Origin of the sequence: Couchioplanes caeruleus (genome assembly GCF_023499255.1) — a bacterium.
Lineage (GTDB): Bacteria > Actinomycetota > Actinomycetes > Mycobacteriales > Micromonosporaceae > Actinoplanes > Actinoplanes caeruleus_A.
The window spans coordinates 1,800,969-1,824,850 of record NZ_CP092183.1 but is presented as its reverse complement, the minus strand read 5'-3'; the positions used below and the strand labels follow the sequence as shown (position 1 = coordinate 1,824,850).

Here is a 23,882-nt window from a genome sequence, read left to right as displayed (position 1 = left end):
CCTTCCGCCGCACGGCCGCTCTTGCTCGCGCGCCGCCAGGCCGCCGTCCTTCCGCCGCGCCGCCGCTGTTCCTCCCGCGCTGCCGCACCGCCGCTCTCTCGCCGCGCCGCCAGGCCGCCGTTCTTCCGCCGCGCCGGAGCCGCCGGTCCCGGGCCGTGCTGCGCTGCCGTCCTGTCACCGCGGCGCCGCGCACCGCCGCCCGTTCACCGCGCCGCGCTCACGGTTCGCCGCCCGCGCCATCACCCGCTCACGGCGGCGACACCCCATCACCGCGCGTCGCTACGGTCCGCCACCGCCACCGCCACCGGCTCACGCCGGGGGCTTCCGTCCGCCGCAGCGCGCGCTCGCCGCCGGGCGCCGGCGTCCGCTGCCGTCGCCCGCTCACCGCGCCGTACCACCGTCCGCTGCCGCCGTGCGCCGCGACGTCGCTCTCGGGACCGGCGCCGGCTTGCCTTCACCTTGCAGCGGCGCCCGTCAGCTGCCCGCGGCGGGCCAGCGGATCGTGTACATCCAGTCCGGGCCGTCCTCGCCCGGCTCATCCAGATGACTCGCCCGGCTCAGCCCCGCCCGCACCGCCACCTTCTGCGAGGGGACGTTCTCCGGGCGTACCCGGGCGAGGATCGGCCACTCCGGCAGGTGCTCGCCGGCCCACGTCACCACCGCGTCCGCGGCCTCCGTGGCGAGGCCGGTGCCCCAGTAGGCCGGGTCGAGGCGATAGAAGAGGTTCAGGACTTCCCGTTCACGGAAGCGCACGAACCTGAGGCCGCAGAAGCCGACCGTCGCTCCCGGCCCGGCGCCGGGCACCGCCCCCGCGTCCCGCGCGGCGGCCACCCAGTAGCCGAAGCTGTGCCGCCGCCAGTGGTCGTCCCAGCGCAGGAAGAGGCGCTTCGCGTCCTCGCGATCGGTCAGCAGGTCCGACGGGTTGTGGCGGCAACAGTCCGGGTTGCTGTGGATCTCGAACATCGCGTCGACGTCGCTGGGTGCGGGCCGGCGCAAAGCCAGCCGCGCGGTGACAATCTCCACGGTTCGCGACTTTACGATCTAGACCGGCAACAACACCAACCTGACACATTCCGCCCCGCCCGGTTGAGTAACCGGACGGGGCGCAATGAGCAGAACGAAAGGGCGTCAGAGCAGCTGCGGCGCCACCGTGCCGGCGACCAGCTCGATCTGGTCGAGGTCGCTCAGGTCCAGCGTCTGCAGGTACATCCGGGTCGCGCCGGCCTCGGCGTACCGGCCGAGGATGTCCACGACCTGGTCCGGCGTGCCCACGATGCCGCCGTTGCCGCGCATCTCCTCGACCTCTCGGCCGATCGCCGCGGCTCGGCGGGCCACCTCCGCGTCGTCACGGCCCACGCAGAGGACAGCTGCGGCGGAGAACGCCGGCGGGCTCGTACGGCCGATCGTCGCCGACGCCTCGCGTACCCGATCGATCATGCCCGCGATGTCCTCGATCTTGGCGAACGGGGTGTTGAACTCGTCCGCGTAGCGGGCGGCGAGCGCCGGGGTGCGCTTCTTCCCCGCGCCGCCCACGATGATCGGCGGGCGCGGCAACTGGACCGGTTTCGGCAGGGCCGGGGAGTCGACGAGCTGGTAGTGCTTGCCGTCGAAGCTGTAGCGCTCGCCCAGCGGGGTGGTCCACAGCCCGGTGACGATCTCGAGCTGCTCCTCGAGGCGGTCGAAGCGCTCGCCCAGCGGCGGGAACGGGATGCCGTACCCGGTGTGCTCGGCCTCGAACCAGCCACCGCCCAGCCCCAGCTCGACCCGTCCGCCGCTCATCGCGTCGACCTGAGCGACGCTGATGGCGAGCGGGCCGGGCAGCCGGAACGTCGCCGAGGTGACCAGCGTGCCGAGGCGGATGCGGGAGGTCTGCACGGCCAGGCCGGCCAGGGTCACCCACGCGTCGGTCGGGCCGGGCAGGCCGTCGCCGCCCATCGCGAGGTAGTGGTCGGAGCGGAAGAAGCCGTCGTAGCCGGCTTCCTCGGCGAGCTGGGCGACCCGGAGCAGGTCGTCGTACCCGGCGCCCTGCTGAGGTTCGGTGAAGATGACGAGACGCATGGCCCCAAATCTGCCAGACCGGACGACACGCCCCGGGGAGGCGGAGCCGCCCCGGCGCACACGCAGCGTGCCGACGAAGTAACGTAAACGCCCATGGGCGCCTATGGATGGATCAGCCTCACCACGGACTACGGCACTTTCGACGGGTTCGTCGCCGCCTGTCACGGGGTGATCGCTCGCTTCGCTCCGGACGTACGTGTCATCGACGTCACACACCACGTGCCGCCGGCGGACGTGGCGCGGGGAGCCGCGGTGCTCGCGCAGACCGCGCCGCACCTGCCGCCGTCCGTGCACGTCGCCGTGGTCGACCCGGGGGTCGGCACCGACCGGCGCGGCATCGCCGTCGGCACGCCCAACGGCATCCTCGTCGGCCCGGACAACGGCCTGCTGGTCTGGGCCGCCGAGGCGCTGGGCGGCCTGGAGACGGTGGTGGAGCTGGCCAACGAGGAGTGGTTCCTCGGCGACGTCTCCCGCACGTTCCACGGCCGCGACATCTTCTCGCCCGTCGCCGCCCGCCTGGCGCTGGGCGCCCCGCTGAGCGAGGCCGGCCCCGCCGTCGATCCCGCCACGGTGGTCCGGCTGGCCGACCCGGTCGTGGCGGTCGGCGACGGTTGGCTCGAGGCCGAGGTGGTGACCGTCGACCGGTTCGGCAATGTGCAGCTCGCGGCGGGCGGCTCGATGCTGAGCGGGCTCGGGCCGGAGCTGCTGGTCGGCAACGTCAAGGCCCGGCGGGCCCAGACCTTCGGCGACGCCGGCCCGGGCGAGCTGATCGTGTACGAGGACTCCGCCGGTCGCGTCGCCGTGGCGGTCAACGGCGGCCGCGCGGTGGTGGTCCTGTCGGTCCGCCCCGGCGACATGCTGAGGATCGCCGAACGCTAGCGGTGATGATTGCGCCGCTCGTCGGCGGGGCAGGATGGACACCATGCCCGAGGGTGACACCGTCTGGAACACGGCCCGCGTCCTGGAACGAGCCCTCACCGGCGACGTCCTCACCGGTTCCGACTTCCGCGTGCCCCGGCTCGCGACGACCGACCTCACCGGCTGGACTGTCACCGAGTCGGCCAGCCGCGGCAAACACCTCCTGCTCCGCCTCACCCGCGACGACCAGGCCATGACCCTGCACTCGCACCTGCGCATGGACGGCGCGTGGCGGGCGTACGCACCCGGCGAACGCTGGACGGGCCGGCCCGCGTACCTGATCCGCGTCGTGCTGTCGACCAAACGCTCGGTGGCGGTCGGCTACCACCTGCACGAGGTGACGCTGGTCCCCACCGCCGCCGAGGACTCGCTGGTCGGCCATCTCGGCCCGGACCTGCTGGGAGCCGACTGGGACCCGGACGAGGCCGTACGCCGCATCGCCGCCCAGCCCGGGGCCAGCATCGCCGAAGCCCTGCTCGACCAGCGGAACCTGGCCGGCGTCGGCAACCTGTACAAGGCGGAGACGCTGTTCCTGCGGGGCCTCTGGCCGTGGACGCCGGTATCCGAGGTGAAAGACCTGACCGGCACCGTCAAGATGGCGCAGAAGCTCGTGGCGTCCAACCGCGGCCGCTGGACGCAGACGACAACGGGCTCACTGCGCAAAGGCCAGACCAGCTACGTGTACGGCCGCAGAGCACAACCGTGCCGCCGCTGCGGTACGGCGATCCAGAAAGCGGAGCAGGAAGACCGGGTCACGTACTGGTGTCCGCGCTGCCAGCCCGAACCGAAGCCCTGAGGGACTCTCAGGCGGCCGGAGTCGACGGGCGCCGCAGCTCGGACAGCCCCTCGGCGATCCCCCGGAGCCGGTCGGTGGCGTCGGCCAGGCCGGCAAGTGCGGGGTGGGCGTCCGCGACGGGGTGCCCGTCCTCGGCGACATAGCTGGCCGCGGCGGCCACGAGGCCTTCGAACGCTGCCACACCGTCGCTGAACTGGTGCGCCAGGCTCTCGTGGGACTGCTGGAGCGTCGCGCGGCGGTCCGGGGGTGTGAGGGGCAGCGCCCGCTCGACACCCGCCACCCGCTGGCCCAGGTCGCGCAGCCACTGCTCGGCCACGGCCGCCTCGAGGACCGCACCCTCGCCGGGGCCGGTCAGCCGGCCGGCCAGCGCCTCCAGGGTGGTGGACGCGCGGTCGAGGCGGTCCCAGGTCTGCGCCACCGCGGAGCCGCGGACCGCGTACCGGTTGCGCTGCCGGCGTACCTCCTGGATGACCTGGCGGCCGGCCGGGAGGCGTTCCACCGCGGAGATCAGGCGCTGGCCCGGCAGGGCCGGTGGCGGGGCGGGGGTCGCCGCGAGCTCGCGGTGGTCCTGCCAGCGCCACCAGGCGAGGGCCGCGGAAGCACCCGCGGAGGCGGCCCAGACGGCGTCGGCGATCCCGATCCCCGCGTACGGCGTGAGCACCACGGTGGCCGCGGTGAGGCCCCCGCCGATGACGCTCCACCGCCGCGCGGAACCCCGCAGCCGCTTGAGCCGCCGGAAGTACCTGGTCCGCTCGTCCACCGTCCGCTCCTTCCGTCCCGCCGACACACGCCGCCGTCTCGCCCCACCGTCCACCCGGAGCCGGCCGTCGGATGCGCCCGGTCGGCCCGGTGAGCGGAGCCGCGGCCCGAACTGCGCCGCGGCCCGCTACCCAGGTCTGCCCGCCTACTCGCGGCGGACCGGTCAACCGCCGGGCCGACCGGTCAGCCTCCGGCCGGCCGGTCAACCGCCGGGCCGGCCGGTCAACCGCCGGGCCGGCCGGGCGGGAGCCGGTCAGCCGGCCGCGGTCGTGTCCCCGCGCTTGCTGTTCATGCTGGCCCGGATCTCGTCGAGGCGGGCGACGCTCGCCGGGTCCGCCGCCGGGGCCTGCTCGACCGCCGGCTGGGCCGGTGCGCTGCCGAGCTTCTCGCCGGCCATGCTGGCGCGGATCTGCTCGAGGCGCGACGAGCCGGCCATGTCGAGGCTGGACTTCTGCACCTCGAGCATGCGGCCCTCGACGGAGTTGGAGGCCAGCTCCGCGCGGCCCATCGCGTTGGCGTAGCGCTGCTCGATCTTGTCGCGTACCTCGTCGAGCGACGGGGTGTTGCCGGGCGCCGCCAGCGACGACATGGATTCGAGCGACTTGGCGACGGTCTCCTGCATCTTGGCCTGTTCGAGCTGGCTGAGCAGGCGGGACCGTTCGGCGATGCGCTGCTGGAGCACCATCGCGTTGTTCTCGACCGCCTTGCGGGCCTGCCCGGCGGCGGAGAGCGCCTGGTCGTGCAGGGTCTTCAGGTCCTCCATCGACTGCTCGCCGGAGACCAGCTGGGTGGCGAGCGTCTGGGCGGTGGACTCGTACTTCTGGGCTTCGGCCTCGTCGCCGCCCGCGCGGGCCCGGTCGGCGAGGACCAGCGCCTGGCGCGCCATGCCCTGCAGCTTCTCGACCTCGGACATCTGCCGCGACAGCTTCATCTCGAGCTGGCGCTGGTTGCCGATGACGGCCGCGGCCTGCTGCACGAGCGCCTGGTGCTGCCGCTGGGCATCCTCGATGGCCTGCTGGATCTGCACCTTCGGGTCGGCGTATTCGTCGATCTTCGCGCCGAAGAGCGCCATCATGTAACGCCAGCCCTTGACGAACGGGTTCGCCATATCCGCGGTATCCCCTCAATGTCGCTGCATCGGACGCGCCACCGACGCGGGGCCCGAGGGGTCTCTCACGATGGCGCGGGCTCCATCGTGTCAGCTCCTCGCTACCGGCGTCACGTGACCTCGGGGGGATCTCAGGGTGTTCCAGGGGGATCCCCCACGTCGAGGCTACGCGCCGATCGCCGTTCCGGCGACGCCGCCACCGCCGCACCTGGCAGCCGAAAGGCCGAGGCAGCAACGCGGGCGCGGCGGCATGGCAGCAACGCAGCACGGGGGTGAGCCGGCAACGCAGCGCGGCGGCAATGCGGCGAGGCGGCGACGGCCCGCGGCAATGCACGGCGCGAGAAACGGACCGGCAAGGCCTCGCGGCGCGAGAAACGGACCGGCAAGGCCTCGCGGCGCGACCCGGCGCAGCGCACGGCGAACGGGGCCGGACCGCCGCAGGGCGGCAGAACGGGATTCCGGCCCCACCCCCGCCCCCGGAGGAAAGACCGGACCTCGCTCAGGCGGCGTAGATGACTTCCCGCTTGCGGCGCGTGCGCAGTGTGGCCTTGAGCGGGGTGTCCTGGCGTACGGAGACCGAGACGGCCCCGTCCGTGGTGACCTGGCGGACCGCGGCGGCCTCGGCTGCCTTCGCGGCGGCCGCGCTCTTGACCGCGGTCGCTGCGGGCTGCGGGACCGGTGCGGCGCCCGCGCCGGCGGACTCGACCGGGGTGGGCTCGACCGGCACCAGCACGCCGTCCATGTCCTCGGCGAGGGCGAGGGTGTCGCTCACTTCGCCGAGCACCTCGGACAGGCGGGCGCCGAGGGCCTCACAGATCGCGGCGAGCAGCTCGCTGGATGCTTCCTTCTGGCCACGTTCGATCTCGGAGAGATATCCCAGGCTGACGTTGGCGGCGGTCGACACCTCACGCAGCGTGCGGTGCTGTCCCTGCCTGCGCGCCCGAAGTGCGTCACCGATAACCCGGCGTAGCAGGACCATGGCACCTCCTCCTGCGGCGGGGCCGCCGGCAGCCGCCGGAGGCTTCCCGCAACCGTACCCGCTGTGGACCACAGCGACATCCTGCCCCGCCGATTTCCGGGACTCCCGGGAACGGACGTCTTCCCCCGGGACTGGTGGCACACGTCACCGCCGATGATCAACCGGGCTCGTCAGCGACGCATTCCCGCGCCGACTTTGCGCAGCTCATCGACGAGGAGCGCGAAGGCCGACGTCATCGTCTCGTGCCGGATCGCGCTGCGTGAGCCGCTCAGCGAGAGCTCACGGACGACGGCGCCCGCCGGGCCCGCCACCGCGATGAAAACCATCCCGACGGGTTTGCCGTCCTGGGGTTCGGGGCCGGCGACGCCGGTGGTGGCCAGGCCCCAGTCGGCCCCGCAGCGCGCCCGCGCGCCCTCGGCGAGGGCCTGGGCCACGTCGCGGTCCACCGGTCCGCGGTCGGCCAGCAGCTCTTCCGGTACGCCCGCGAGCGAGTGCTTGAGGTCCGTGGCGTACACGACCAGGCCGCCGCGGAACACGGAACTGACGCCCGGGATCTCGACGAAGGTGGCCGCGAGCAGGCCGCCGGTGAGCGACTCCGCCACGGCGACCGTCTGCCGCCGCTCGACCAGCTCGTGCACGGCGGCGGCCGCGGTCACCCCGGTGTCCATGCCGACGTCGATGTGGTTGGTGTCCGAACCGTTGGTGCTCACCCTCTGCCGGCTGCCTCTCTGCGGATGCGTACGGCCTGCAACACGTAGTCCGCTCCCGTGACCACGGTGACCAGCAGCGCCGCCACCATGAGCACGGTGCCGACCGCGTCGAACGGCTCGGGCACCGGCCACAGGAACCAGGCGATCGCCGCGATCTGCAGCGCCGTCTTCAGTTTCCCACCTCGGCTGGCCGGGATGATGCCGTATCGGATCACCCAGAAGCGCAATGCCGTCACGCCCCACTCCCGGAGCAGGATCAGCCCGGTCACCCACCACGACAGCCGGTCGTACGCCGAGAGCAGCACGAGCGCGCTCCCGGTGAGGGCCTTGTCGGCGATGGGGTCGGCCACTTTGCCGAACGACGTCACCAGGTGGTAGCGGCGCGCGATCCAGCCGTCGGCGAAATCCGTGGCGGACGCCACACAGAAGGTCAGGCAGGCCACCATGCGCCAGCTCGGCTCGGTCATCGCCGAGATCACGACGAGCACCACGAAGACGGGTACGAGCCCGATGCGGATGACGGTCAGCAGGTTGGCCGGGTTGTTCAGCGGCACCGGCCTGGGCGTTGTCACCGGCACCGGCTCGTCGGTCACGGCGCGGCCGTCGGCACGGGCGCCGCCCCCGCCACCGGAGCGGCAACGGCCCCGGAGGGCCCGGGCGCGGAAGCGGCGACGGCCCCGGGAGGCGCGGCCGCGGAACCGGCGGCGCGTGACCCGGGCACCCGGCTCGCCGCCGAGATCATCTCCACCGGCACGGCGACCAGGTCGACGCCCTCGGTGCCCGTGACGCGGGCCCGGACCAGGTCGCCCGGGCGCAGCGCCGCGAGGTCCACCCCGGCGTCGCCGGCCACCAGCGTCGTGGAGCCGTCGACCTCGGGGGCCTGGTGCTCCGCGCGGCCCTCGATCTCCCCGGCGCCGACCGTGTCCACGAGGACGTCCACGAACGTGCCGAGACGGTCCTCCGCACGCTGGGCGCACAGCTCGTCGGCGAGGTCGCTGATCCGCGCGTACCGGCGCTTGATGGTGTCCTCGCGCACCTTGCCGGACAGGCCCGCGGCCTCGGTGCCGTCCTCGTCGCTGTAGTCGAAGACGCCGATGGCGTCGAGGCGGGCCTCGGTCAGGAAGCGCACCAGCTCGTCGACGTCCTGCCGGGTCTCGCCCGGGAAGCCGACGATGAAGTTGCTGCGCGCCCCCGCCTCGGGCGCCAGCGCGCGGGCCGAGGCGAGCAGCTGCAGGAAGCGGTCGGTGGAGCCGAACCGGCGCATCCGGCGCAGCACCGGCTCGCTGGAGTGCTGGAACGACAGGTCGTAGTACGCGGCGACCCCGGGCGTCGTGGCGATGACCTCGACCAGGCCCGGCCGGGTCTCGGCGGGCTGCAGGTAGCTGGCCCGGACCCGCACGATGCCGTCGATGGCCGCGAGCTGGGGCAGCAGCTTCTCCAGCGCGCGCGGGTCGCCGAGGTCCTTGCCGTACGACGTGCTGTTCTCGCTGACCAGCACCAGCTCCCGCACACCCGTGCCGGCCAGCCACTCCGCCTCGGCGAGCAGCTCCTGCGGGTCGCGGGAGACGAACGCGCCCCGGAACGCGGGGATCGCGCAGAACGAGCACCGGCGGTCGCAGCCGCTGGCGAGCTTCAGGCTGGCGACCGGCCCGGTGTCGAGCCGCCGGCGCAGCACCTTGCGCAGGTGGGCGGGGGTGTGCTCGTCGACGGTCGCGTGCCCCGGGACGACGACCTTGGCGGCCTGCCGGTTGACCGGGGTGAGCGGCAGCAGCTCCCGGCGGTCGCGCGGGGTGTGCGAGTCGAACCGCTCCCCCGCCAGCACGCCGTCGAGCCGGGCGGCGATGTCGGTGTAGTCGTCGAAGCCCAGCACGGCCTGCGCCTCGGGCAGGCTCTCCGCCAGCTCCCGCCCGTACCGTTCGGCCATGCAGCCGGCCGCGACCACCTTGGCGCCGGTGTCGGCGGCGGCGAGCAGCGTCTCGATCGAGTCCTGCTTCGCCTTCTCCACGAAGCCGCAGGTGTTCACGACCACCACGTCGGCGCCCTCGGCGTCGGTGCTGACCTGCCATCCGCCCTCGTCGAGGCGGGCGGCGAGCTCCTCGGAGTCGACCTCGTTACGGGCACAGCCGAGGGTGAGCAGAGCGACACGGCGAACAGGGGGAGTCACAGACACCCGACAAGGTTACCGGCAGCCTCCCGGGCGCGGCGTCGCCCGCATGGCTGCCTGTGGACAACCGGCTCAGTCGTCCAGCCGGAGCGTGGCGAGCGTCGCCTCCAGCTCGTCCGGCTTGATCAGCACCTCGCGGGCCTTGGAGCCCTCGGACGGACCGACGATCCCCCGGGTCTCCATGAGGTCCATCAGGCGGCCGGCCTTGGCGAAGCCCACCCGCAGCTTGCGCTGCAGCATCGACGTCGAGCCGAACTGCGAGGTGACCACGAGCTCGATCGCCTGGAGCAGCACGTCGAGGTCGTCGCCGATCTCCTCGTCGATCTCCTTCTTCTTGTTCGCGACCGGGGTGGTGACGTCCTCGCGGAACTCCGGCTCGCGCTGGTCCCGGCAGAACTTGACGACGTCGGCGATCTCCTTCTCGTCCACCCAGGCGCCCTGGATGCGGACCGGCTTGGAGGCGCCCATCGGCAGGAACAGGCCGTCACCGCGGCCCAGCAGCTTCTCCGCGCCGGGCTGGTCGAGGATGACCCGGGAGTCGGCCAGCGAGCTGGTGGCGAACGCGAGGCGGGACGGGACGTTGGCCTTGATCAGGCCGGTGACCACGTCCACCGAGGGCCGCTGGGTGGCCAGCACCAGGTGGATGCCGGCCGCACGGGCCAGCTGGGTGATGCGTACCACCGAGTCCTCGACGTCGCGCGGAGCCACCATCATCAGGTCGGCGAGCTCATCGACGATGACCAGCAGATACGGGTACGGCTTCATGACCCGCTCGCTGCCCGGCGGCGCCGTGATCTCGCCGCTGCGCACCTTGCGGTTGAAGTCGTCGATGTGCCGTACGCCGTTCGCCGCGAGGTCGTCATAGCGCATGTCCATCTCGCGCACGACCCACTCGAGGGCGTCGGCCGCCTTCTTCGGGTTCGTGACGATCGGCGTGACGAGGTGCGGGATGCCCTCGTACGCGGTCATCTCCACCCGCTTGGGGTCGACCAGCAGCAGCCGTACCTCGTCCGGGGTGGCCCTTGTGAGGATCGACACCAGCAGCGAGTTGAGGCAGGACGACTTGCCGGCGCCGGTGGCGCCCGCGATGAGGATGTGCGGCATCTTGGCCAGGTTGGCCACGACGAAGCCGCCCTCGATGTCCTTGCCGAGCGCGACCAGCATCGGGTGGTGGTCGGCGGCCGCGGCCCGCGAGCGCAGCACGTCGCCCAGCGACACGTTCTCCGGGTCGGTGTTGGGGATCTCCACGCCGACCGCGCTCTTGCCCGGGATCGGCGAGAGGATGCGCACGTCGGGCGACTTCACCGCGTACGCGATGTTGCGGGACAGCTGGGTGATCCGCTCGACCTTGACGCCGGGACCGACCTCGACCTCGTAGCGGGTGACGGTCGGACCGCGGGTGAAGCCGACGACCTGCGCGTCGATGTTGAACTGGTCGAAGACGCCGGTGAGCGCGGCCATGATCTCGTCGTTGGCACGGCTGCGGGACTTCGGCGGCGTGCCCTTGCCGAGCAGCGTGGGCGGCGGCAGCCGGTAGTCGCCGGGCACCGAGGAGATCTCCAGCTGCTCCGCGCGCGTGGGCAGCGGCGAGTGCTCGGGCGGCTCCGGCGCCTTGCGGCTGGCCGGAAGCTTCGCGGCCCGCGGCAGCGCGACCGTGTCGTGCAGGATCTCGTCCTCGAGGCCGTCGCCCTCCTCCGGGGCGAGCCCGATGTCGGCGAGCGCGCCCTGGCGGCGGCGGGCGGGCCGGCGGCGCTTCGGCTCCTCCTCGTCGTCGACCGGCTCCTCGTCGCCGAGGTCGGGCAGCTCCGGCGGGCGCAGCGGCGCGCGGGCCGTGGACCGGCCCAGCAGCACGTCGGCCAGGAGCAGCAGCCGCTCCGGGATCTTGTTGATCGGCGTCGCGGTGATGACGAGCAGACCGAAGACGAAGAGCAGGATCAGCAACGGTACGGCGACCCACGCGGTCACCGCGCGCTCGAGCAGCGCGCCGACGCCGTACCCGACCAGCCCGCCGGCGTTGGTCAGGCCGACGTCGTCGCGGGGCTGCTCCGCGATGTGCAGCAGGCTCGCGGTGGCGATCAGCAGCGCGCTCCAGCCCACCACCGACCGGCCCCGGTGCTCCGGGTCGGCGGGCTTGCGCATGAATCGGATCGCGCCGTACAGCAGCAGCAGCGGAAGCAGGACGCCGAGGCCGCCGAGGAACAGGCGTACGGCGTCGGCGAGCCACGTGCCCACCGGCCCGGCGGAGCCCGCCCAGACGGCGACGCCGATGAGGATCGCGAGGCCGAGCATGAGCAGGCCGGCGCCGTCGCGGCGGTGCTCCGGATCGATCTCCTTGGCGGTGGCGGCCTGGCGGCCGACGCCGCGGGCCACCCAGCCGACGCTGTGCGCGACGCCCATCCACAGAGCGCCGACGCCGCGGCCGAGGCCGCCGGCCACCGCCGAGCCGACGCTGGGCCGGGCGCGGGTGGCGCTGCGGGCCCGAGGGCGCGGCGCGGCCTTGCGCGCGGGCGCGGCCTTACGACTGGTCGTGGCCTTGCGGGCCGGAGCGGCCGCCGCCTTGCTGACCGGTTGACGGGCGCGCGCCGACGCGGCGCCGCCCTTGGACGCGGTGCGACCCCGGCTCGCCGGAGGAGTACGGCCCGCCATGCCCATACCGTAACGGCGTGGCGCCCGCGACCCCGCGCGCCGCACCGTGACCAGGATTCGCTTTTTCGCCCGTTTAGGATCAACGAATGCCCGAGCAGTTGCAGCCGCTGAGCCACGACATGATCGTCGCGGCACTCCAGGCCCGAGACTTCAGCCACTTCGTCGACGACGACGGCGACATCGGCGGCACCTGGCAGGGCTGCCTCGTCTTCTTCTTCCGGCTCGGTAAGAACCGCGAGATCTTCCAGGTCAGGGCGCTGACGCATCCGGAGTTCAGCACCGACGACGTGCCCCGGCTGTACGCGTTCTGCAACGCCTGGAACCACGACCGGCTCTGGCCGAAGGCGTACGTGCACACCGGCGACGACGGCGTGGTGCACGTGGTCGGCGAGGTGGGCGCCGACTTCGAGCACGGCGTCACGCCGCAGCAGCTAGACCAGGTGATGATCTGCGGCATCGCCACGGGCGTCGAGCTGGCCGAGGCGGTGGCGGCGCTGCAGTAGGACTAAACCCGTCCACGAGGTCACGACCAGCACGGCCACCACGATCTGCGCCACCCACTCGTACCCGTGCGGGTAGAACACCCCGGCGGCGTAGTTGTCGAGGAAGCCGCCCTGCAGCGGGGGTTTGCCGAGCCCTTCCCGGCCCCGGTCCTGCAGCCAGGTCAGCGGGCAGTAGAGCTTGGCCACGACGATGACCAGCAGCCACAGGGCCGCGGCCACCTGCAGCCAGAGCAGGCGCGGCCAGCGCCACGCCAGGAAGCCGCCGAAGATCCCGAACGCCAGGAACGCGTAGTGCGCCGCCACGGCGAAGACGATCATCAGCGTGTATCCCACGCCTCCACGGTAGCGACGCAGCGCCGCCCGCGTAGGACGGAGGATGACCTACGCGGGCGGCACGTCTGGGACCGCTGGAACGTCAGTTGTTGTGGCGGTGCCGGTGGTGGTGGCCGCCGCCCTGCTGCTGGCCGTTGCCGGCCGGCGGGGTGGTCGCCGCGGCCGGCGGGGCGGTGGTCGCCTCGGCGGGCGGCGGGGTCGCTCCCCCGCCGGAGCCACCCGCGCCGGTGGTGAGCAGCGTCAGGTTGTTCGTCTCGAGGATCTCGGTGATCGGCTGGAAGAACGTCTCACCGCCGACCGTGCAGTCGCCGGAGCCGCCCGAGGTGACCCCCTGCGCCTGGTCGCCGGAGAACCACGGGCCGCCGGAGTCGCCGCCCTCGGCGCAGACGTTCGTCCGGGTCAGGCCGGTGACCTGGCCCTCCGGGTAGTTGACCGTCTCGTTCTTCGACAGGATCGTCCCGCAGTGCGTACCGGTGGTGGAGCCGGAACGGCACACCGCCGCGCCGACCGGGGACTCCGTGGCGCCGCCGACGGGCAGCGCGTTGCCGCGGAAGTCGTCGACGAACGGCTGCAGCTCCACGTTCGCGCCGGTCTGCACCACGCCCATGTCGGCGTTGCCGGGGAACACCGACGCCACGACCTGGCCCTGGGCCTGCCCGTCCAGGTCGGTGGTCCGCGTACCCTCCGCGCCGCAGTGGCCGGCGGTGACGAAACCGCCCTCGACCGCGAAGCCGATCGAGCACCGGGCCTGAGCGTTGCCCAGGTTGATGAAGTACGGCTGCGCGCCGACCACGTCGGCCAGCGGCCGCGGGGCGCTCTTGACCGTGACGACCTTGACGGCGGCCTTCGGCAGCCCGGCGTCCGCGACGAGATCCCACGCGTGGTCCGCGTCGCCCGGCAGCGCCTTCACCACGATCTGGTTCGCGGCGACGTCCACGTACCAGCCGGGCAGGTCCCGGTCGGCCTTCGTCGCGGTCGTGTCCAGCGCCTTCTTGGCGCTGTCCAGCTGGGCGACGCTGCGCTGCACCAGCTTCGGCTGCGCGCCCGCGGCCCGGACCTGGCCGGCCAGCGCCGGGTCGGTGATCCCGATGTTCAGCGTGGTGCCGTCCTTGGCCAGCCAGGAGCCGGCGTACGAGTCACCCGAGGTGCTGCGCAGCTGGGCCGCGACACCGCTGGCCCACTTCGCCCGCTGCACCCGGGCGGTGGCCTCGTCGGCGCTGACGCCCAGGTCCCGCTTCATCGCGGCAAGCAGCTGCGGGGCCACGCCGCCCGGCTGGGCCACGGCGGGCCGGGACGGGTTCGTGCCCGCCATCGACGGCAGCGTGAACGCCACCGCCGCGCCCGCCGCCGTCACCGTCGCCGCGATCGCGACAACCGTTCTGCGCTGCATTCGGTACTCCCCTCGCATCGCGGTGCCGTGGGGGCGGCACCGTGCTCATCGATACGAGGGCGAGCCGGGAACAGTTCAAAAAATGGTCAAACCTCGACCACGGTGGGGACGATCATGGGCCGGCGGCGGTACGCGTCGTTCACCCAGCGGCCCACCGTACGGCGCACGACCTGCTGCAACTGGTGCGTGTCGGTGATGCCCTCCTCCGCCGAGCGGTGCAGGGCGGCGGTGAGCAACGGGATCACCGGGCTGAACGCCTCCGGGTCCTCCGAGAAGCCCTTCGCGCTGACGCTGGGCTCGCCGACGACCTTGCCGGTGACCGAGTCGATCACCACGGTGGCGGAGATGAACCCGCCGTCGCCGAGGATCCGGCGCTCGGTCAGCAGCGACTCGCTCACGTCGCCCACCGCGAGGCCGTCCACGTACACGTAGCGGTTCTTGACCCGGCCCACATGCCGGGCGTGCCCTTCCACCAGGTCCACGACGTCGCCGTCCTCGCAGAGGACGACCCGGTCGGGTGCGACGCCCGACTCGATGCCGAGCTGCGCGTGGGCGCGCAGGTGCCGCCACTCGCCGTGCACGGGCATCAGGTTGCTCGGGCGTACGACGTTGAGCAGGTACAGCAGCTCACCGGCCGGGGCGTGCCCCGACACGTGCACCTTCGCGGTGTCCTTGTGCACGACCGTCGCGCCGGCCCGGGCCAGCTGGTTGATCACCCGGTACACCGAGGTCTCGTTGCCCGGCACCAGCGAACTGGCCAGCACCACCGTGTCGCCGGGGGCGATCGTGATGTGCCGGTGATCGCCGGTCGACATCCGCCCCAGCGCGCTCATCGGCTCACCCTGCGAGCCCGTCGACATGAACACGATCTCGTCCGGCGGCAGGTTCGTCGCCTCGTCCAGGCTCACCAGCAGCCCGTCCGGGATGCGCAGCAGACCCAGATCGCGGGCGATGCCCATGTTGCGGACCATCGACCGGCCGATCAGCGCGACCTTGCGGTCGTACTCGTACGCGGCGTCCATCACCTGCTGCACGCGGTGCACGTGCGAGGCGAAACTGGCCACGATGACCCGGCCCCGGGCCTTGCCGAAGATCGAGGTGAGCACCGGGCCGATGTCGCGCTCCGGCGTCACGAACCCGGGGATCTCCGCGTTCGTCGAGTCCGACAGCAGCAGGTCCACGCCCTCGGCGCCGAGCCGGGCGAACCCCGCCAGGTCGGTGATCCGTCCGTCCAGCGGCACCTGGTCCATCTTGAAGTCGCCGGTGTGCAGCACCAGGCCGGCCGGCGTGCGCACGGCCACGGCCAGCGCGTCCGGGATCGAGTGGTTCACCGCGAAGAACTCGCACTCGAACGGCCCGAGCCGCTCCCGGCCACCCTCCCGCACGGTCAACGTGTACGGGTCGAGCCGACGCTCCGCCAGCTTCGCCTCGACGAGCGCCAGCGTGAACTCGGACCCGACCAGCGGGATGTCCGGCTTGTGGGCGAGCAGGTACGGGACCGCGCCGATGTGATCCTCGTGCCCGTGGGTGAGCACGATCGCCTGCACGTCGTCCAGCCGATCGAGGATCGGGGCGAAGTCCGGCAGGATCAGATCCACGCCCGGCTGCTCCACGTCGGGGAACAGCACGCCGCAGTCGACGACCAGCAGCTTCCCGTCGTACTCGTAGACGGTCATGTTGCGCCCGATGGCGCCGAGACCGCCCAGCGGCATCACCCGCAGGGCGCCCTCCGGCAGCGGCGGGGGCGGATCGAGCTCGACGTGCGCTTGGCTCATGTGTTTCTTTCCGTTGTCAGAGGTCCACGCCGGCCGCTCGGGCGTCCTGGCGCAGCTGGTTCAGTTCGGCGTCGGTGGCGTCGACGAGCGGCGGACGGACGGGACCGGCCGGAAGGCCCCGGACCCTGAGGCCGGCCTTCACGAGGATCGTGCCCTGCGTCCGGAAGATCCCGGTGTAGATCGGCAGAAGCCGGCGGTGCAGCCCGAGAGCCGCGGCCACGTCGCCCCGCTCGTACGCCTCGATCATCTCCTTGGTCTGCACCCCGACGAAGTGCGTCGAGGTGCCGACGACCCCGACCGCCCCGACGGACAGCCACGGCAGCGTGGAGGCGTCCTCGCCGGAGTAGTACGCCAGATCGGTCCGCCGCAGCACGTCGGCCGTGGCGGCGACATCACCCTTCGCGTCCTTCACGCCTACGATGGTGGGGTGCTCGGCGAGCCGGACCAGCGTCTCGGTCGCGATCGGCACGCCGGAGCGGTGCGGGATGTCGTACAGCAGAATGGGCAACCCGGTCGCGTCGGCGACCGTGGTGAAATGCCTCACCAGCCCGGCCTGCGGCGGCTTGTTGTAATACGGCGTCACGACCAGCAACCCGTGCGCCCCCGCCTTCTCGGCGGCGCGAGCCAGCTCGACCGTGTGCGCGGTGTTGTTCGTCCCCACCCCGGCGATGATCTTCGCCCGGTCCCCGACGGCCTCGACGACGACCCGCAGCAGGGTCTCCTTCTCGGCGTCGGTGGTGGTGGGTGACTCCCCACCGGTCCCACTGATGACAAGAGCATCATGCCGCTGCTCATCCACCAGGTACGTGGCGAGGGCACCGGCCCCGTCCGCATCGAGCGAACCGTCCGCGGCGAACGGGGTCACCATGGCCGTGATTAGACGGCCGAAGGGGCGGGAGGGGTCCTGCGTCATACCGAACAACTTATCGGACGTGGTGGGGTGGTGCTCTCGGGCTGCTCCCCCTGGGGTGGTCGGGCCTCGTTTCCGGGCTGTCTGGGCGCTTGGGGTCGAGGGTGGGCTTCGGGGGCGGGGATCGCCTCACTCCGGGCGGTCAGGCCTGATCCCTGCGTGAGGCGATCCCCGCCCCCGAAGCCGTTGTGGTCACTCCGCGTGCGATTGCTTCGCCACGCCGCCGCTCTTGCCGAGCCGTTCCGCGGGCTCCGTCGCCAGAGCTGTCTACGCCGTTCACCGCGCTGCGACCCGCCGGGCCCGCGCACTCAAAACCGCTAAGCCGCACACTCAGAACCGTCACGCCGCGCGCCTGAGATCTGTCGTTACGTCGCCGGCCCGCTCCGCCGCTCGTGCCGCCGGGCCCACCGAGTCGAGAGCTGCGACCTCCGCCGCCGGCCGGAGCAGGATGCCGCCTGCTGCCCTGCTGCACTGCTGCACTGCGGCGTCTTGCCGCTCGTCGCAGCACGCTCCGTGTGTCCGCCCGTCGGTCATAACGCTCCGCCGCTGGACGCACCGCCGGTGCCGCTCTGCGGCTTGTCGCGCTGCGGCTTGTCGGGCTGCCGGGCCTCGGCGGAGCGGGCTTCCGGCTGATTCCGGGGCTGCGGTCGTCGGTGCGGGTGGGGTCAGACGTAGAAGGCGGTGAAGGGTGCCCAGGGAAGGTTGCGGAGGACGCTGAAGACGCCCCAGACGGCAATGAACGCGCCGATCACGCCCGGGGACAGGGTGAGTTCCGGAAGTTTCCAGTTGAACAGGCGCTTCCCGGCCCAGGCGACGTACATGTAGAGCAGGAACGGGACCGCGAAGACGAACAGGGCGTGGTGGCGGGCCGCCGCCGGGATGTCGCCGTGCAGGAGGTACCAGGCCGCGCGGGTGCCGCCGCAGCCCGGGCAGACGAAGCCGGTCGTGTACTTGAGCAGGCAGCTGGGGGCCGCGCCGGCGTTGGCCTCGGTGGGGTGGGTGGCCAGGGTGTAGCCGACCGCGCCGGCCATGCAGACCAGCATCGCCGTCGGGGCGACCCAGAGCGGGGAGTTGCGCCAGCTGCGCTGGATGAAGCGGGTGACGCGGTCCTGCTGGGGCTGCTGGTAGTGCGGGTGACCCGCCCACGCCGGCACGGGCTGCCCGTCCGACTGCCAGGACTCCGGCCCGGGGGCGCCCGGTGCGAAAACACCCGGCGGCAAAGAGCCGGCGGAGACAGCGCCCGACGAACGGGAGCCGGACAAGACAGCGGCCGCCGGAAGAGAGCCTGACGGGAGGGAGCCGGGCTCGGAGGCGGCCGGCTGCGACGGGTCCGCGGCGAGGGGAGCCACCGGCTCGGTCGCGCTGCTCATGGCCGCCACGGTACACCGGTGAGGACACCGTGCGGCATGCCCGGAGCGGTCATGACGCCGCCAGCTTGAGCGCCTCGGTGAGCGGGCCGGCGAAGTCGCCGCGCTGGGGTGGGGCGATGTCGGTGAGGCCCAACCAGCCGGCCAGCCGCCGCAGCTCGAGCGCGAGCGCGCCGGCCGTCTCCTCCTGGTCGGCGGTGGGCTCCAGCCAGGCCGCCGGGATCTGGAGCACGCCCGCCTTTCGGTCCGCCTTGAGGTCGAGGCGGGCGGCGAACCGGTCGCCGAGCAGGAACGGCAGCACGTAGTAGCCGTACAGGCGCTGGGCGGCGGGCACGTAGATCTCGATGCGGTAGTTCATGTCGAAGAGGCGCTCGGTGCGGGCGCGTTCCCAGATGAGCGGGTCGAACGGGCTCACCAGCGTCGCCGCGCGCACCCAGCGGGGCAGTCTTGCCTCGTGGTGTACGTACGTCGGGCCCTTCCAGCCGCGGACCGTCACCGGCAGCAGCACCTTGTCCTCGATGAGCTCGGCCACCGCCTGCCGGAAGCCCGCGACCGGGAGCCGGAAGTAGTCGCGCAGCTCCGGCTCGGCCGCGACGCCCAGGGAACGGGCCGACATCTCGACCAGCGCGCGGAAGGCGTCCTGCGGCGCGGGCGTCGGCGTGTTCAGGACCTCGCGGGGCAGGACGCGTTCGGGCAGGTCGTAGCGCCGGGCGAATGACGTGGTGCGTTCGGCCGCCGTGATCTGGCCGGTGTAGAAGAGCCACTCGAGGGCCTGTTTGACCGAGGACCAGTTCCAGCCCCAGTGGTCCTTGGTACGCGGCGCGTCGTGCTCGATCTCGGCGGCGGTGATCGGGCCGCGGTCGCGGACCTCGGCGAGGACGCGGGCGACGAGCTCCGGCTGCTGGGTGGCGATGCGCACCATGCCGCCCCACGCGTAGTCCTTCGCGCGCTCCATCCGCCAGCGGAACAGCGGTTGCAGGTCGACGGTGATCAGCGACGCCTCGTGCCCCCAGAACTCGAAGAGCTCGCGGGGTCTGCGGTAGGCGGCCCGCTCCAGCAGACCCGGATCGTACGGCCCGAGACGGCTGTAGAGCGGCATGAAGTGCGCCCGTTGCAGCACGTTGACCGAGTCCATCTGGATGAGGTGCAGGCGGCGCAGGACGCGGCGCAGGTGGCGCAGGTCGGTGGCCCCGCCGGGCGCGGGGTCGGTGAAGCCCTGCGCGGCCAGCGCGATGCGCCGGGCCTGCGCGACTGAGAGAGATTCCGGTACGGCCATCGACGAGCACGCTAATCCAGGGGTACGACAAAAACCGCGGAGTCGGCGAGGATCGAGGCATGCTCGTCATCCGCCCCCAGACCGACGCCGACATCGACACGGTGGCCGCCGTGCATCTGCGCACCTGGCAGATCGCCTACGCCGGCATCGTCCCCGCAGAGTTCCTCGACGCGCTGCAGCCCGAGGTGTTCGCCGCCCGCCGCCGTGAGGACGAGCACGGGACGACGCTGGTGGCGGTCGAGGACGACACGATCATCGGCTTCGCCCACATCGGGCCGTACAGGGAGGACGACGGCAGCCGGAACCCCGCGCACGGCGAGCTCTACGCCCTCTACGTCGCGCCCGAACGGTGGAACACTGGCGCGGGCCGCGCGTTGATCGCGGCGGCCGAACGGGAGCTGTCCGGCATGTATCCGGACATGCGGCTGTTCGTCCTGGAGGAGAACCACCGGGCGCGCCGATTCTATGAGCGCGCGGGCCTGCACCCCGACGGTGAGAGGGATCTGTGGCGGCCCCGCGGCACAACAGTGGATCTGCCCGAACTGCGCTACGCGAAGGCTCTGTAGGCTGCCCCGCATGGCTCTCGGCTTCGTCCGCCCCGCCCGTCCCGAGGACGCCGCGGAGGTCGCCCGCATTCAGTTGACCACGTGGCGCACCGCGTACCGCCGGATGTTCCCGGCGCACGTGCTCGCGAGCCTCGACGAGGCCTACCTCACCCGGGGCTGGGCCGAGGCGATCGAGGCGGCGCCCTCCGGGCGGCACCGGGTGCTGATCGCCGTGGAGCAGACCGCGACGGCGGACACGGTCGTCGGCTTCGCGGCGGCCGGCCCCGCCGACGAGCAGGCGCTGGCGCCCGAGGAGCCGCCGCTGCCGGACAGCGTCGCGGCGGTCACCGACCTGCTGGTCGAGCCGCGGTGGGGCCGCCGCGGGCACGGCAGCCGCCTGCTGTCGGCGGTCGTCGACCTGTGGCGCGAGGACGGTTTCACGTCCGCGGTGGCGTGGGCGTACGACGCCGACGAGGCGATGAAGAAGTTCCTGACCTCGGCCGGCTGGGAGCCCGACGGTGCCGCCCGCGCGCTGGACGTGGACGACATGCTGGTCAACCAGCTCCGGCTGCACGCCGCGCTGTAGCGGGTCAGTCGAGCAGCGGGTCGAGCCCGATCGTCAGGCCCGGCCGCGAGACGACGGCACGCACCGCCAGCAGCACGCCCGGCATGAACGAGACCCGGTCCAGGCTGTCGTGGCGGATGGTCAGCGTCTCTCCCTGCGTACCGAAGAGGACCTCCTGGTGGGCCACCAGACCCGCGGCCCGGACGGCGTGGATGCGCACCCCGTCGATCTCGGTGCCGCGCGCGCCGGCCATCTCCTCCTTGGTGGCGTCCGGCATCGGGCCGAGGCCGGCCTCGGCGCGGGCCGCGCCGATGAGCCGCGCGGTGTGCGACGCCGTGCCGCTGGGCGCGTCGAGCTTGCGCGGGTGGTGCTGCTCGATGATCTCGGCCGACTCGAAGTAGCGGGCCGCTCGGGTGGCGAACTGCATCATCAGGACCGCGCCGATGCCGAAGTTGGGCGCGACGATCACGCCGACGCCGGGCTCTTCCGCCAGCCAGGAGCGCACCTGCTCGAGACGCTCCTCGGAGAACCCGCTGGTGCCGACGACCATGTGGATGCCCTGGTCGATCGCCCAGCGCAGGTTGTCCATGACCGCGTCGGGGGTGGTGAAGTCGACGAGCACCCGGGCGTGGGCGGCGTCGGCGAGCTGGTCGCCCTGGTCGAGCCGCGCGACCAGCTGGAGGTCGTCGGCCGCGTCGACCGCCTTGCACACCTCGAGGCCCATGCGGCCGCGGGCACCGAGGACACCGACCCGGACCGGTTCACGCTCGTCAGTCACGCGGTCAATTTACTGCACGCGCCTGCCGCGCCCGCCACCACCGCTCGGCGGCGCCGACCAGCAGGAACACGGCCGCCACGTACGCCCACCCGACCAGCACGTCGATCACGTAGTGCTCACCGGAGTAGACCAGCGTGAACGTCATCGCCAGCGGGTACGCGAGCAGCAGCGGCCACCACCGGCGAGCCACCATGGGCAGGAAGAAGGCGACGGCCATCAGCGCGTACGCGGTGTGCAGCGACGGCATCGCCGCGACCGGGTTGGACGCCTCCACCTGCAGCGCGTTCAGGGTGTTCCCGGCGCTGTGCAGGCCGATGGCGTTCCACCCGTTGGTGGAGATCCGCGCGACGGGTTCGGTGAGATACCCGAACTTCGCGGCCCACCACGGCGGCGCGGCCGGATAGAGGAAGTACGTGATCAGCCCGGCGACGCTGAGCGTGAACCAGCGGCGCATGAACCGCGCCCACTGCTCGCGCCGGCGCAGCCAGAGGATCACCCCGATGGTCGGTACGGCCAGGAAGTGCGAGACGTAGACGAGGGAGACCACGACCTCCCACCACTGCACGACGCCCTGCTGGTAGAGGTGTTCCTGCAGCCAGACGGTCGGGACGTGGCCGCCGAAGATGGCCTTGTCGGCGTTGATCATCTCCGTGACGTGCGGGTCGAAGAAGTCGTCGGCGTATCCGCGGGAGACGTTGTAGACGACGAGCAGCAGCGAGATCGGCAGCCAGTCGCGCAGGAACAGCAGGTGGTGCCGCCATGGCAGGTCGATGCGCCAGGCGATGGTGGCCAGCCACAGCCAGCCGAACGCGATCAGCGGGTCGCTGGTCGGCACGCCGATGAAGTACGTGCCGACCGCAAACAGCGCCGCCCAGACGAGCATCGCGACCGCGCGGCGCTTGCGGCGGTCGGCGACGCCCGTCTCGTCGATTTCAGGGGGACTGAGGATGGTCACGGCGTCCCAGGCTAGCGGGCGGGCGAAAACGCGCCGTCGTCGAACGGGCCGACCACGGCGAGCGACATGGGCTTGGCGAGCAGGTCGGCGGCGAGCCCGTTGACCTGCTCGAGGGTGACCGCGTCCACCTCGGCGAGCAGCTCGTCGACGCTCATCAGGTCGCCGTAGAGCAGCTCGGACTTGGCCAGCCGGCTCATCCGCGAGCCGGTGTCCTCGAGGCCGAGGACGTACGAGCCCTTGACCATGCCCTTGCCGCGGGCCAGTTCGGCAGCGGTGACGCCCTCGGTGGCGACCGTGGCGAGCTCGGCGCGGATCAGCGCGAGCACCTCCTCGGCCTTGCCCGGGGCGCAGCCGGCGTAGACCGCGAAGACGCCCGCGTCGGCGTACTGGCTGCCGTACGAGTAGACCGAGTACGCGAGCCCGCGCTTCTCCCGGATCTCCTGGAACAGCCGGCTGGACATGCCACCGCCGAGCACGTTGTTGAGCACGCCGAGGGCGAACCGGCGCTCGTCGAGCCGGCCGATGCCCTCGCAGCCGAGCACGAGGTGGGCCTGCTCGGTGTCGCGGTTGCGGACCACCGTGGTGGGCGGCTTGATCCGGTGCCGGGCGGCCGGGCGCAGGCCGCCGGGCTCCCCGGGGCCGTCCAGCGGCGTCCCGGCCAGCGCGCGCCGGATGAGCCGGACCACCTTGCCGTGCTCGAGGTTGCCCGCGGCGGTGATGACGATGTTCGAGGCTTTGTACCGGCTGCGGTAGAAGCGGTGGATCTGCGTACGGGTCATCGGCGAGATGGTCGCCTCGGTGCCCGAGATCAGCCGCCCGAGCGGGGTGTCCGCCCCGAAGAGGGCCTCGGTGAAGACGTCGTGGACCTCGTCGCCGGGCTCGTCGTCGTGCATGGCGATCTCTTCGAGGATGACCCCGCGCTCGGTCTCCACGTCGGCGGGGGCGAGCACCGAGTTGGCCACGGCGTCGCAGATCACGTCCACGGCGAGCGGGAGGTCGGCGTCGAGCACCCGCGCGTAGTAGCAGGTGTATTCCTTCGTGGTGAAGGCGTTGGTCTCGCCGCCGACGGCCTCGATCTCGGCGGAGATGTCGAGGGCCGAACGCTTCTCGGTGCCCTTGAAGAGCAGGTGCTCGAGGAAGTGCGAGGCACCGGAGAGCGTCGGGGTCTCGTCGCGGGAGCCCACCCCCACCCACACGCCGAGCGCAGCGCTGCGGGTGGTCGGGATCGCCTCGGTCACGATGCGCAGACCACTGGGCAGGACTGTACGGCGTACGCCGTCCTGCAGGGTCTTTGTCATGACGCGGGCCGGCCTTTCGGCCGGCCCGCGGTTGTTCACTGTCATCTGT

The 23,882-nt window shown here is 72.4% G+C and carries 22 protein-coding genes and 1 pseudogene; 5 read left to right on the top strand and 18 right to left on the bottom strand.

From position 1 onward, the window contains the following. Window positions 1–474 precede the first annotated feature (474 nt). Entirely contained in the window at window positions 475–1,023 is a 549-nt protein-coding gene (locus tag COUCH_RS08650; protein ID WP_249611546.1) for a GNAT family N-acetyltransferase, read from the bottom strand. Window positions 1,024–1,128: 105 nt separating this feature from the next. Continuing rightward, window positions 1,129–2,058 carry an LLM class F420-dependent oxidoreductase gene (locus COUCH_RS08645; RefSeq protein ID WP_249611545.1) on the bottom strand — a complete coding sequence of 310 codons (930 nt, stop codon included), beginning with the start codon at window positions 2,056–2,058 and terminating at the stop codon, window positions 1,129–1,131. A 93-nt stretch (window positions 2,059–2,151) separates the two neighbouring features. Here COUCH_RS08645 and COUCH_RS08640 point away from each other — a divergent pair, with 93 nt between their 5' ends. Next, window positions 2,152–2,937 carry an SAM hydrolase/SAM-dependent halogenase family protein gene (locus tag COUCH_RS08640; RefSeq protein ID WP_249611544.1) on the top strand — a complete coding sequence of 262 codons (786 nt, stop codon included), beginning with the start codon at window positions 2,152–2,154 and terminating at the stop codon, window positions 2,935–2,937. Window positions 2,938–2,980: 43 nt separating this feature from the next. After that, on the top strand, window positions 2,981–3,772 hold the full coding sequence (locus COUCH_RS08635; RefSeq protein ID WP_249611543.1) for a DNA-formamidopyrimidine glycosylase family protein: 792 nt from the start codon (window positions 2,981–2,983) through the stop codon (window positions 3,770–3,772). Between the two features lie 7 nt (window positions 3,773–3,779). On the opposite strand, the gene pspM is transcribed toward COUCH_RS08635, so the two are convergent. From pspM to COUCH_RS08600, 7 genes and pseudogenes are all read right to left on the bottom strand, one after another. Further along, entirely contained in the window at window positions 3,780–4,532 is a 753-nt protein-coding gene (gene pspM / locus COUCH_RS08630; RefSeq protein ID WP_249611542.1) for a phage shock envelope stress response protein PspM, read from the bottom strand. A 252-nt stretch (window positions 4,533–4,784) separates the two neighbouring features. Further along, window positions 4,785–5,639: a PspA/IM30 family protein gene (locus COUCH_RS08625; RefSeq protein WP_249611541.1), complete on the bottom strand. Its 855-nt coding sequence runs from the start codon at window positions 5,637–5,639 to the stop codon at window positions 4,785–4,787. A gap of 499 nt (window positions 5,640–6,138) precedes the next feature. Further along, window positions 6,139–6,618 carry a helix-turn-helix domain-containing protein gene (locus COUCH_RS08620; RefSeq protein WP_249611540.1) on the bottom strand — a complete coding sequence of 160 codons (480 nt, stop codon included), beginning with the start codon at window positions 6,616–6,618 and terminating at the stop codon, window positions 6,139–6,141. A 170-nt stretch (window positions 6,619–6,788) separates the two neighbouring features. Further along, a complete protein-coding gene (locus COUCH_RS08615) occupies window positions 6,789–7,286 on the bottom strand; it encodes a CinA family protein (RefSeq protein WP_249613633.1) in 498 nt (165 codons plus the stop codon). Between the two features lie 38 nt (window positions 7,287–7,324). Continuing rightward, on the bottom strand, window positions 7,325–7,921 hold the full coding sequence (gene pgsA, locus COUCH_RS08610; protein WP_249611539.1) for a CDP-diacylglycerol--glycerol-3-phosphate 3-phosphatidyltransferase: 597 nt from the start codon (window positions 7,919–7,921) through the stop codon (window positions 7,325–7,327). Window positions 7,922–8,046: 125 nt separating this feature from the next. Continuing rightward, window positions 8,047–9,498 (bottom strand): annotated as a pseudogene (gene rimO, locus COUCH_RS08605) (30S ribosomal protein S12 methylthiotransferase RimO); the annotation flags it as partial. Window positions 9,499–9,564: 66 nt separating this feature from the next. Then, entirely contained in the window at window positions 9,565–12,138 is a 2,574-nt protein-coding gene (locus tag COUCH_RS08600; RefSeq protein WP_249611538.1) for an FtsK/SpoIIIE family DNA translocase, read from the bottom strand. An 86-nt stretch (window positions 12,139–12,224) separates the two neighbouring features. Between COUCH_RS08600 and COUCH_RS08595 the strand changes: the two genes are divergently transcribed. Then, window positions 12,225–12,641 (top strand): YbjN domain-containing protein, encoded by a 417-nt coding sequence (locus COUCH_RS08595; RefSeq protein WP_249611537.1) that lies wholly within the window; start codon window positions 12,225–12,227, stop codon window positions 12,639–12,641. Here the strand turns inward: COUCH_RS08595 and COUCH_RS08590 are convergent. The 6 genes from COUCH_RS08590 to COUCH_RS08565 all read right to left on the bottom strand — a co-directional run bounded on the left by COUCH_RS08590 (window position 12,570) and on the right by COUCH_RS08565 (window position 19,692). Next, window positions 12,570–12,974 carry a DUF2784 domain-containing protein gene (locus tag COUCH_RS08590; RefSeq protein WP_249611536.1) on the bottom strand — a complete coding sequence of 135 codons (405 nt, stop codon included), beginning with the start codon at window positions 12,972–12,974 and terminating at the stop codon, window positions 12,570–12,572. The two genes, COUCH_RS08595 and COUCH_RS08590, sit on opposite strands and share 72 nt — an antisense overlap. A gap of 82 nt (window positions 12,975–13,056) precedes the next feature. After that, window positions 13,057–14,364, bottom strand: a complete 1,308-nt coding sequence (locus COUCH_RS08585) for a S1 family peptidase (protein WP_249611535.1) — start codon at window positions 14,362–14,364, stop codon at window positions 13,057–13,059. A gap of 86 nt (window positions 14,365–14,450) precedes the next feature. Beyond that, window positions 14,451–16,139 (bottom strand): ribonuclease J, encoded by a 1,689-nt coding sequence (locus tag COUCH_RS08580; protein WP_249611534.1) that lies wholly within the window; start codon window positions 16,137–16,139, stop codon window positions 14,451–14,453. Window positions 16,140–16,155: 16 nt separating this feature from the next. Next, window positions 16,156–17,052: a 4-hydroxy-tetrahydrodipicolinate synthase gene (dapA, locus tag COUCH_RS08575; RefSeq protein ID WP_249611533.1), complete on the bottom strand. Its 897-nt coding sequence runs from the start codon at window positions 17,050–17,052 to the stop codon at window positions 16,156–16,158. A gap of 662 nt (window positions 17,053–17,714) precedes the next feature. Then, window positions 17,715–18,428: a DUF2752 domain-containing protein gene (locus COUCH_RS08570; RefSeq protein ID WP_430640903.1), complete on the bottom strand. Its 714-nt coding sequence runs from the start codon at window positions 18,426–18,428 to the stop codon at window positions 17,715–17,717. Between the two features lie 40 nt (window positions 18,429–18,468). Continuing rightward, a complete protein-coding gene (locus COUCH_RS08565; RefSeq protein ID WP_249611532.1) occupies window positions 18,469–19,692 on the bottom strand; it encodes a winged helix-turn-helix domain-containing protein in 1,224 nt (407 codons plus the stop codon). A 59-nt stretch (window positions 19,693–19,751) separates the two neighbouring features. Between COUCH_RS08565 and COUCH_RS08560 the strand changes: the two genes are divergently transcribed. Together COUCH_RS08560 and COUCH_RS08555 are read left to right on the top strand one after the other, a co-directional pair. Further along, window positions 19,752–20,258, top strand: coding sequence for a GNAT family N-acetyltransferase (locus COUCH_RS08560; protein WP_249611531.1), 507 nt, complete (start codon window positions 19,752–19,754; stop codon window positions 20,256–20,258). A gap of 10 nt (window positions 20,259–20,268) precedes the next feature. Beyond that, entirely contained in the window at window positions 20,269–20,823 is a 555-nt protein-coding gene (locus COUCH_RS08555) for a GNAT family N-acetyltransferase (RefSeq protein WP_249611530.1), read from the top strand. Window positions 20,824–20,827: 4 nt separating this feature from the next. Here the strand turns inward: COUCH_RS08555 and dapB are convergent, their stop codons facing one another. The 3 genes from dapB to COUCH_RS08540 form a co-directional block, all read right to left on the bottom strand. Continuing rightward, complete coding sequence (dapB, locus tag COUCH_RS08550) at window positions 20,828–21,580, bottom strand: 4-hydroxy-tetrahydrodipicolinate reductase (RefSeq protein ID WP_249611529.1); 753 nt, start codon at window positions 21,578–21,580, stop codon at window positions 20,828–20,830. A 4-nt stretch (window positions 21,581–21,584) separates the two neighbouring features. Further along, window positions 21,585–22,463 (bottom strand): phosphatase PAP2 family protein, encoded by an 879-nt coding sequence (locus COUCH_RS08545; protein ID WP_249613631.1) that lies wholly within the window; start codon window positions 22,461–22,463, stop codon window positions 21,585–21,587. A gap of 83 nt (window positions 22,464–22,546) precedes the next feature. Then, on the bottom strand, window positions 22,547–23,878 hold the full coding sequence (locus COUCH_RS08540; RefSeq protein ID WP_430640902.1) for a M16 family metallopeptidase: 1,332 nt from the start codon (window positions 23,876–23,878) through the stop codon (window positions 22,547–22,549). Between the last annotated feature and the right edge of the window lie 4 nt (window positions 23,879–23,882).

Excerpts from the sequence above, each read along its gene's own strand:
- COUCH_RS08565 (WP_249611532.1), bottom strand. The coding sequence starts at position 19,692 with ATGGCCGTACCGGAATCTCTCTCAGTCGCGCAGGCCCGGCGCATCGCG.
- COUCH_RS08645 (WP_249611545.1), bottom strand. The coding sequence starts at position 2,058 with ATGCGTCTCGTCATCTTCACCGAACCTCAGCAGGGCGCCGGGTACGAC.
- COUCH_RS08615 (WP_249613633.1), bottom strand. The coding sequence starts at position 7,286 with ATGGACACCGGGGTGACCGCGGCCGCCGCCGTGCACGAGCTGGTCGAG.
- COUCH_RS08620 (WP_249611540.1), bottom strand. The coding sequence starts at position 6,618 with ATGGTCCTGCTACGCCGGGTTATCGGTGACGCACTTCGGGCGCGCAGG.
- COUCH_RS08545 (WP_249613631.1), bottom strand. The coding sequence starts at position 22,463 with ATGCTCGTCTGGGCGGCGCTGTTTGCGGTCGGCACGTACTTCATCGGC.
- COUCH_RS08595 (WP_249611537.1), top strand. The coding sequence starts at position 12,225 with ATGCCCGAGCAGTTGCAGCCGCTGAGCCACGACATGATCGTCGCGGCA.
- COUCH_RS08625 (WP_249611541.1), bottom strand. The coding sequence starts at position 5,639 with ATGGCGAACCCGTTCGTCAAGGGCTGGCGTTACATGATGGCGCTCTTC.
- COUCH_RS08555 (WP_249611530.1), top strand. The coding sequence starts at position 20,269 with ATGGCTCTCGGCTTCGTCCGCCCCGCCCGTCCCGAGGACGCCGCGGAG.
- COUCH_RS08580 (WP_249611534.1), bottom strand. The coding sequence starts at position 16,139 with ATGAGCCAAGCGCACGTCGAGCTCGATCCGCCCCCGCCGCTGCCGGAG.
- COUCH_RS08540 (WP_430640902.1), bottom strand. The coding sequence starts at position 23,878 with ATGACAGTGAACAACCGCGGGCCGGCCGAAAGGCCGGCCCGCGTCATG.
- COUCH_RS08560 (WP_249611531.1), top strand. The coding sequence starts at position 19,752 with ATGCTCGTCATCCGCCCCCAGACCGACGCCGACATCGACACGGTGGCC.
- COUCH_RS08585 (WP_249611535.1), bottom strand. The coding sequence starts at position 14,364 with ATGCAGCGCAGAACGGTTGTCGCGATCGCGGCGACGGTGACGGCGGCG.
- COUCH_RS08635 (WP_249611543.1), top strand. The coding sequence starts at position 2,981 with ATGCCCGAGGGTGACACCGTCTGGAACACGGCCCGCGTCCTGGAACGA.
- COUCH_RS08600 (WP_249611538.1), bottom strand. The coding sequence starts at position 12,138 with ATGGCGGGCCGTACTCCTCCGGCGAGCCGGGGTCGCACCGCGTCCAAG.
- dapA (WP_249611533.1), bottom strand. The coding sequence starts at position 17,052 with ATGACGCAGGACCCCTCCCGCCCCTTCGGCCGTCTAATCACGGCCATG.
- COUCH_RS08640 (WP_249611544.1), top strand. The coding sequence starts at position 2,152 with ATGGGCGCCTATGGATGGATCAGCCTCACCACGGACTACGGCACTTTC.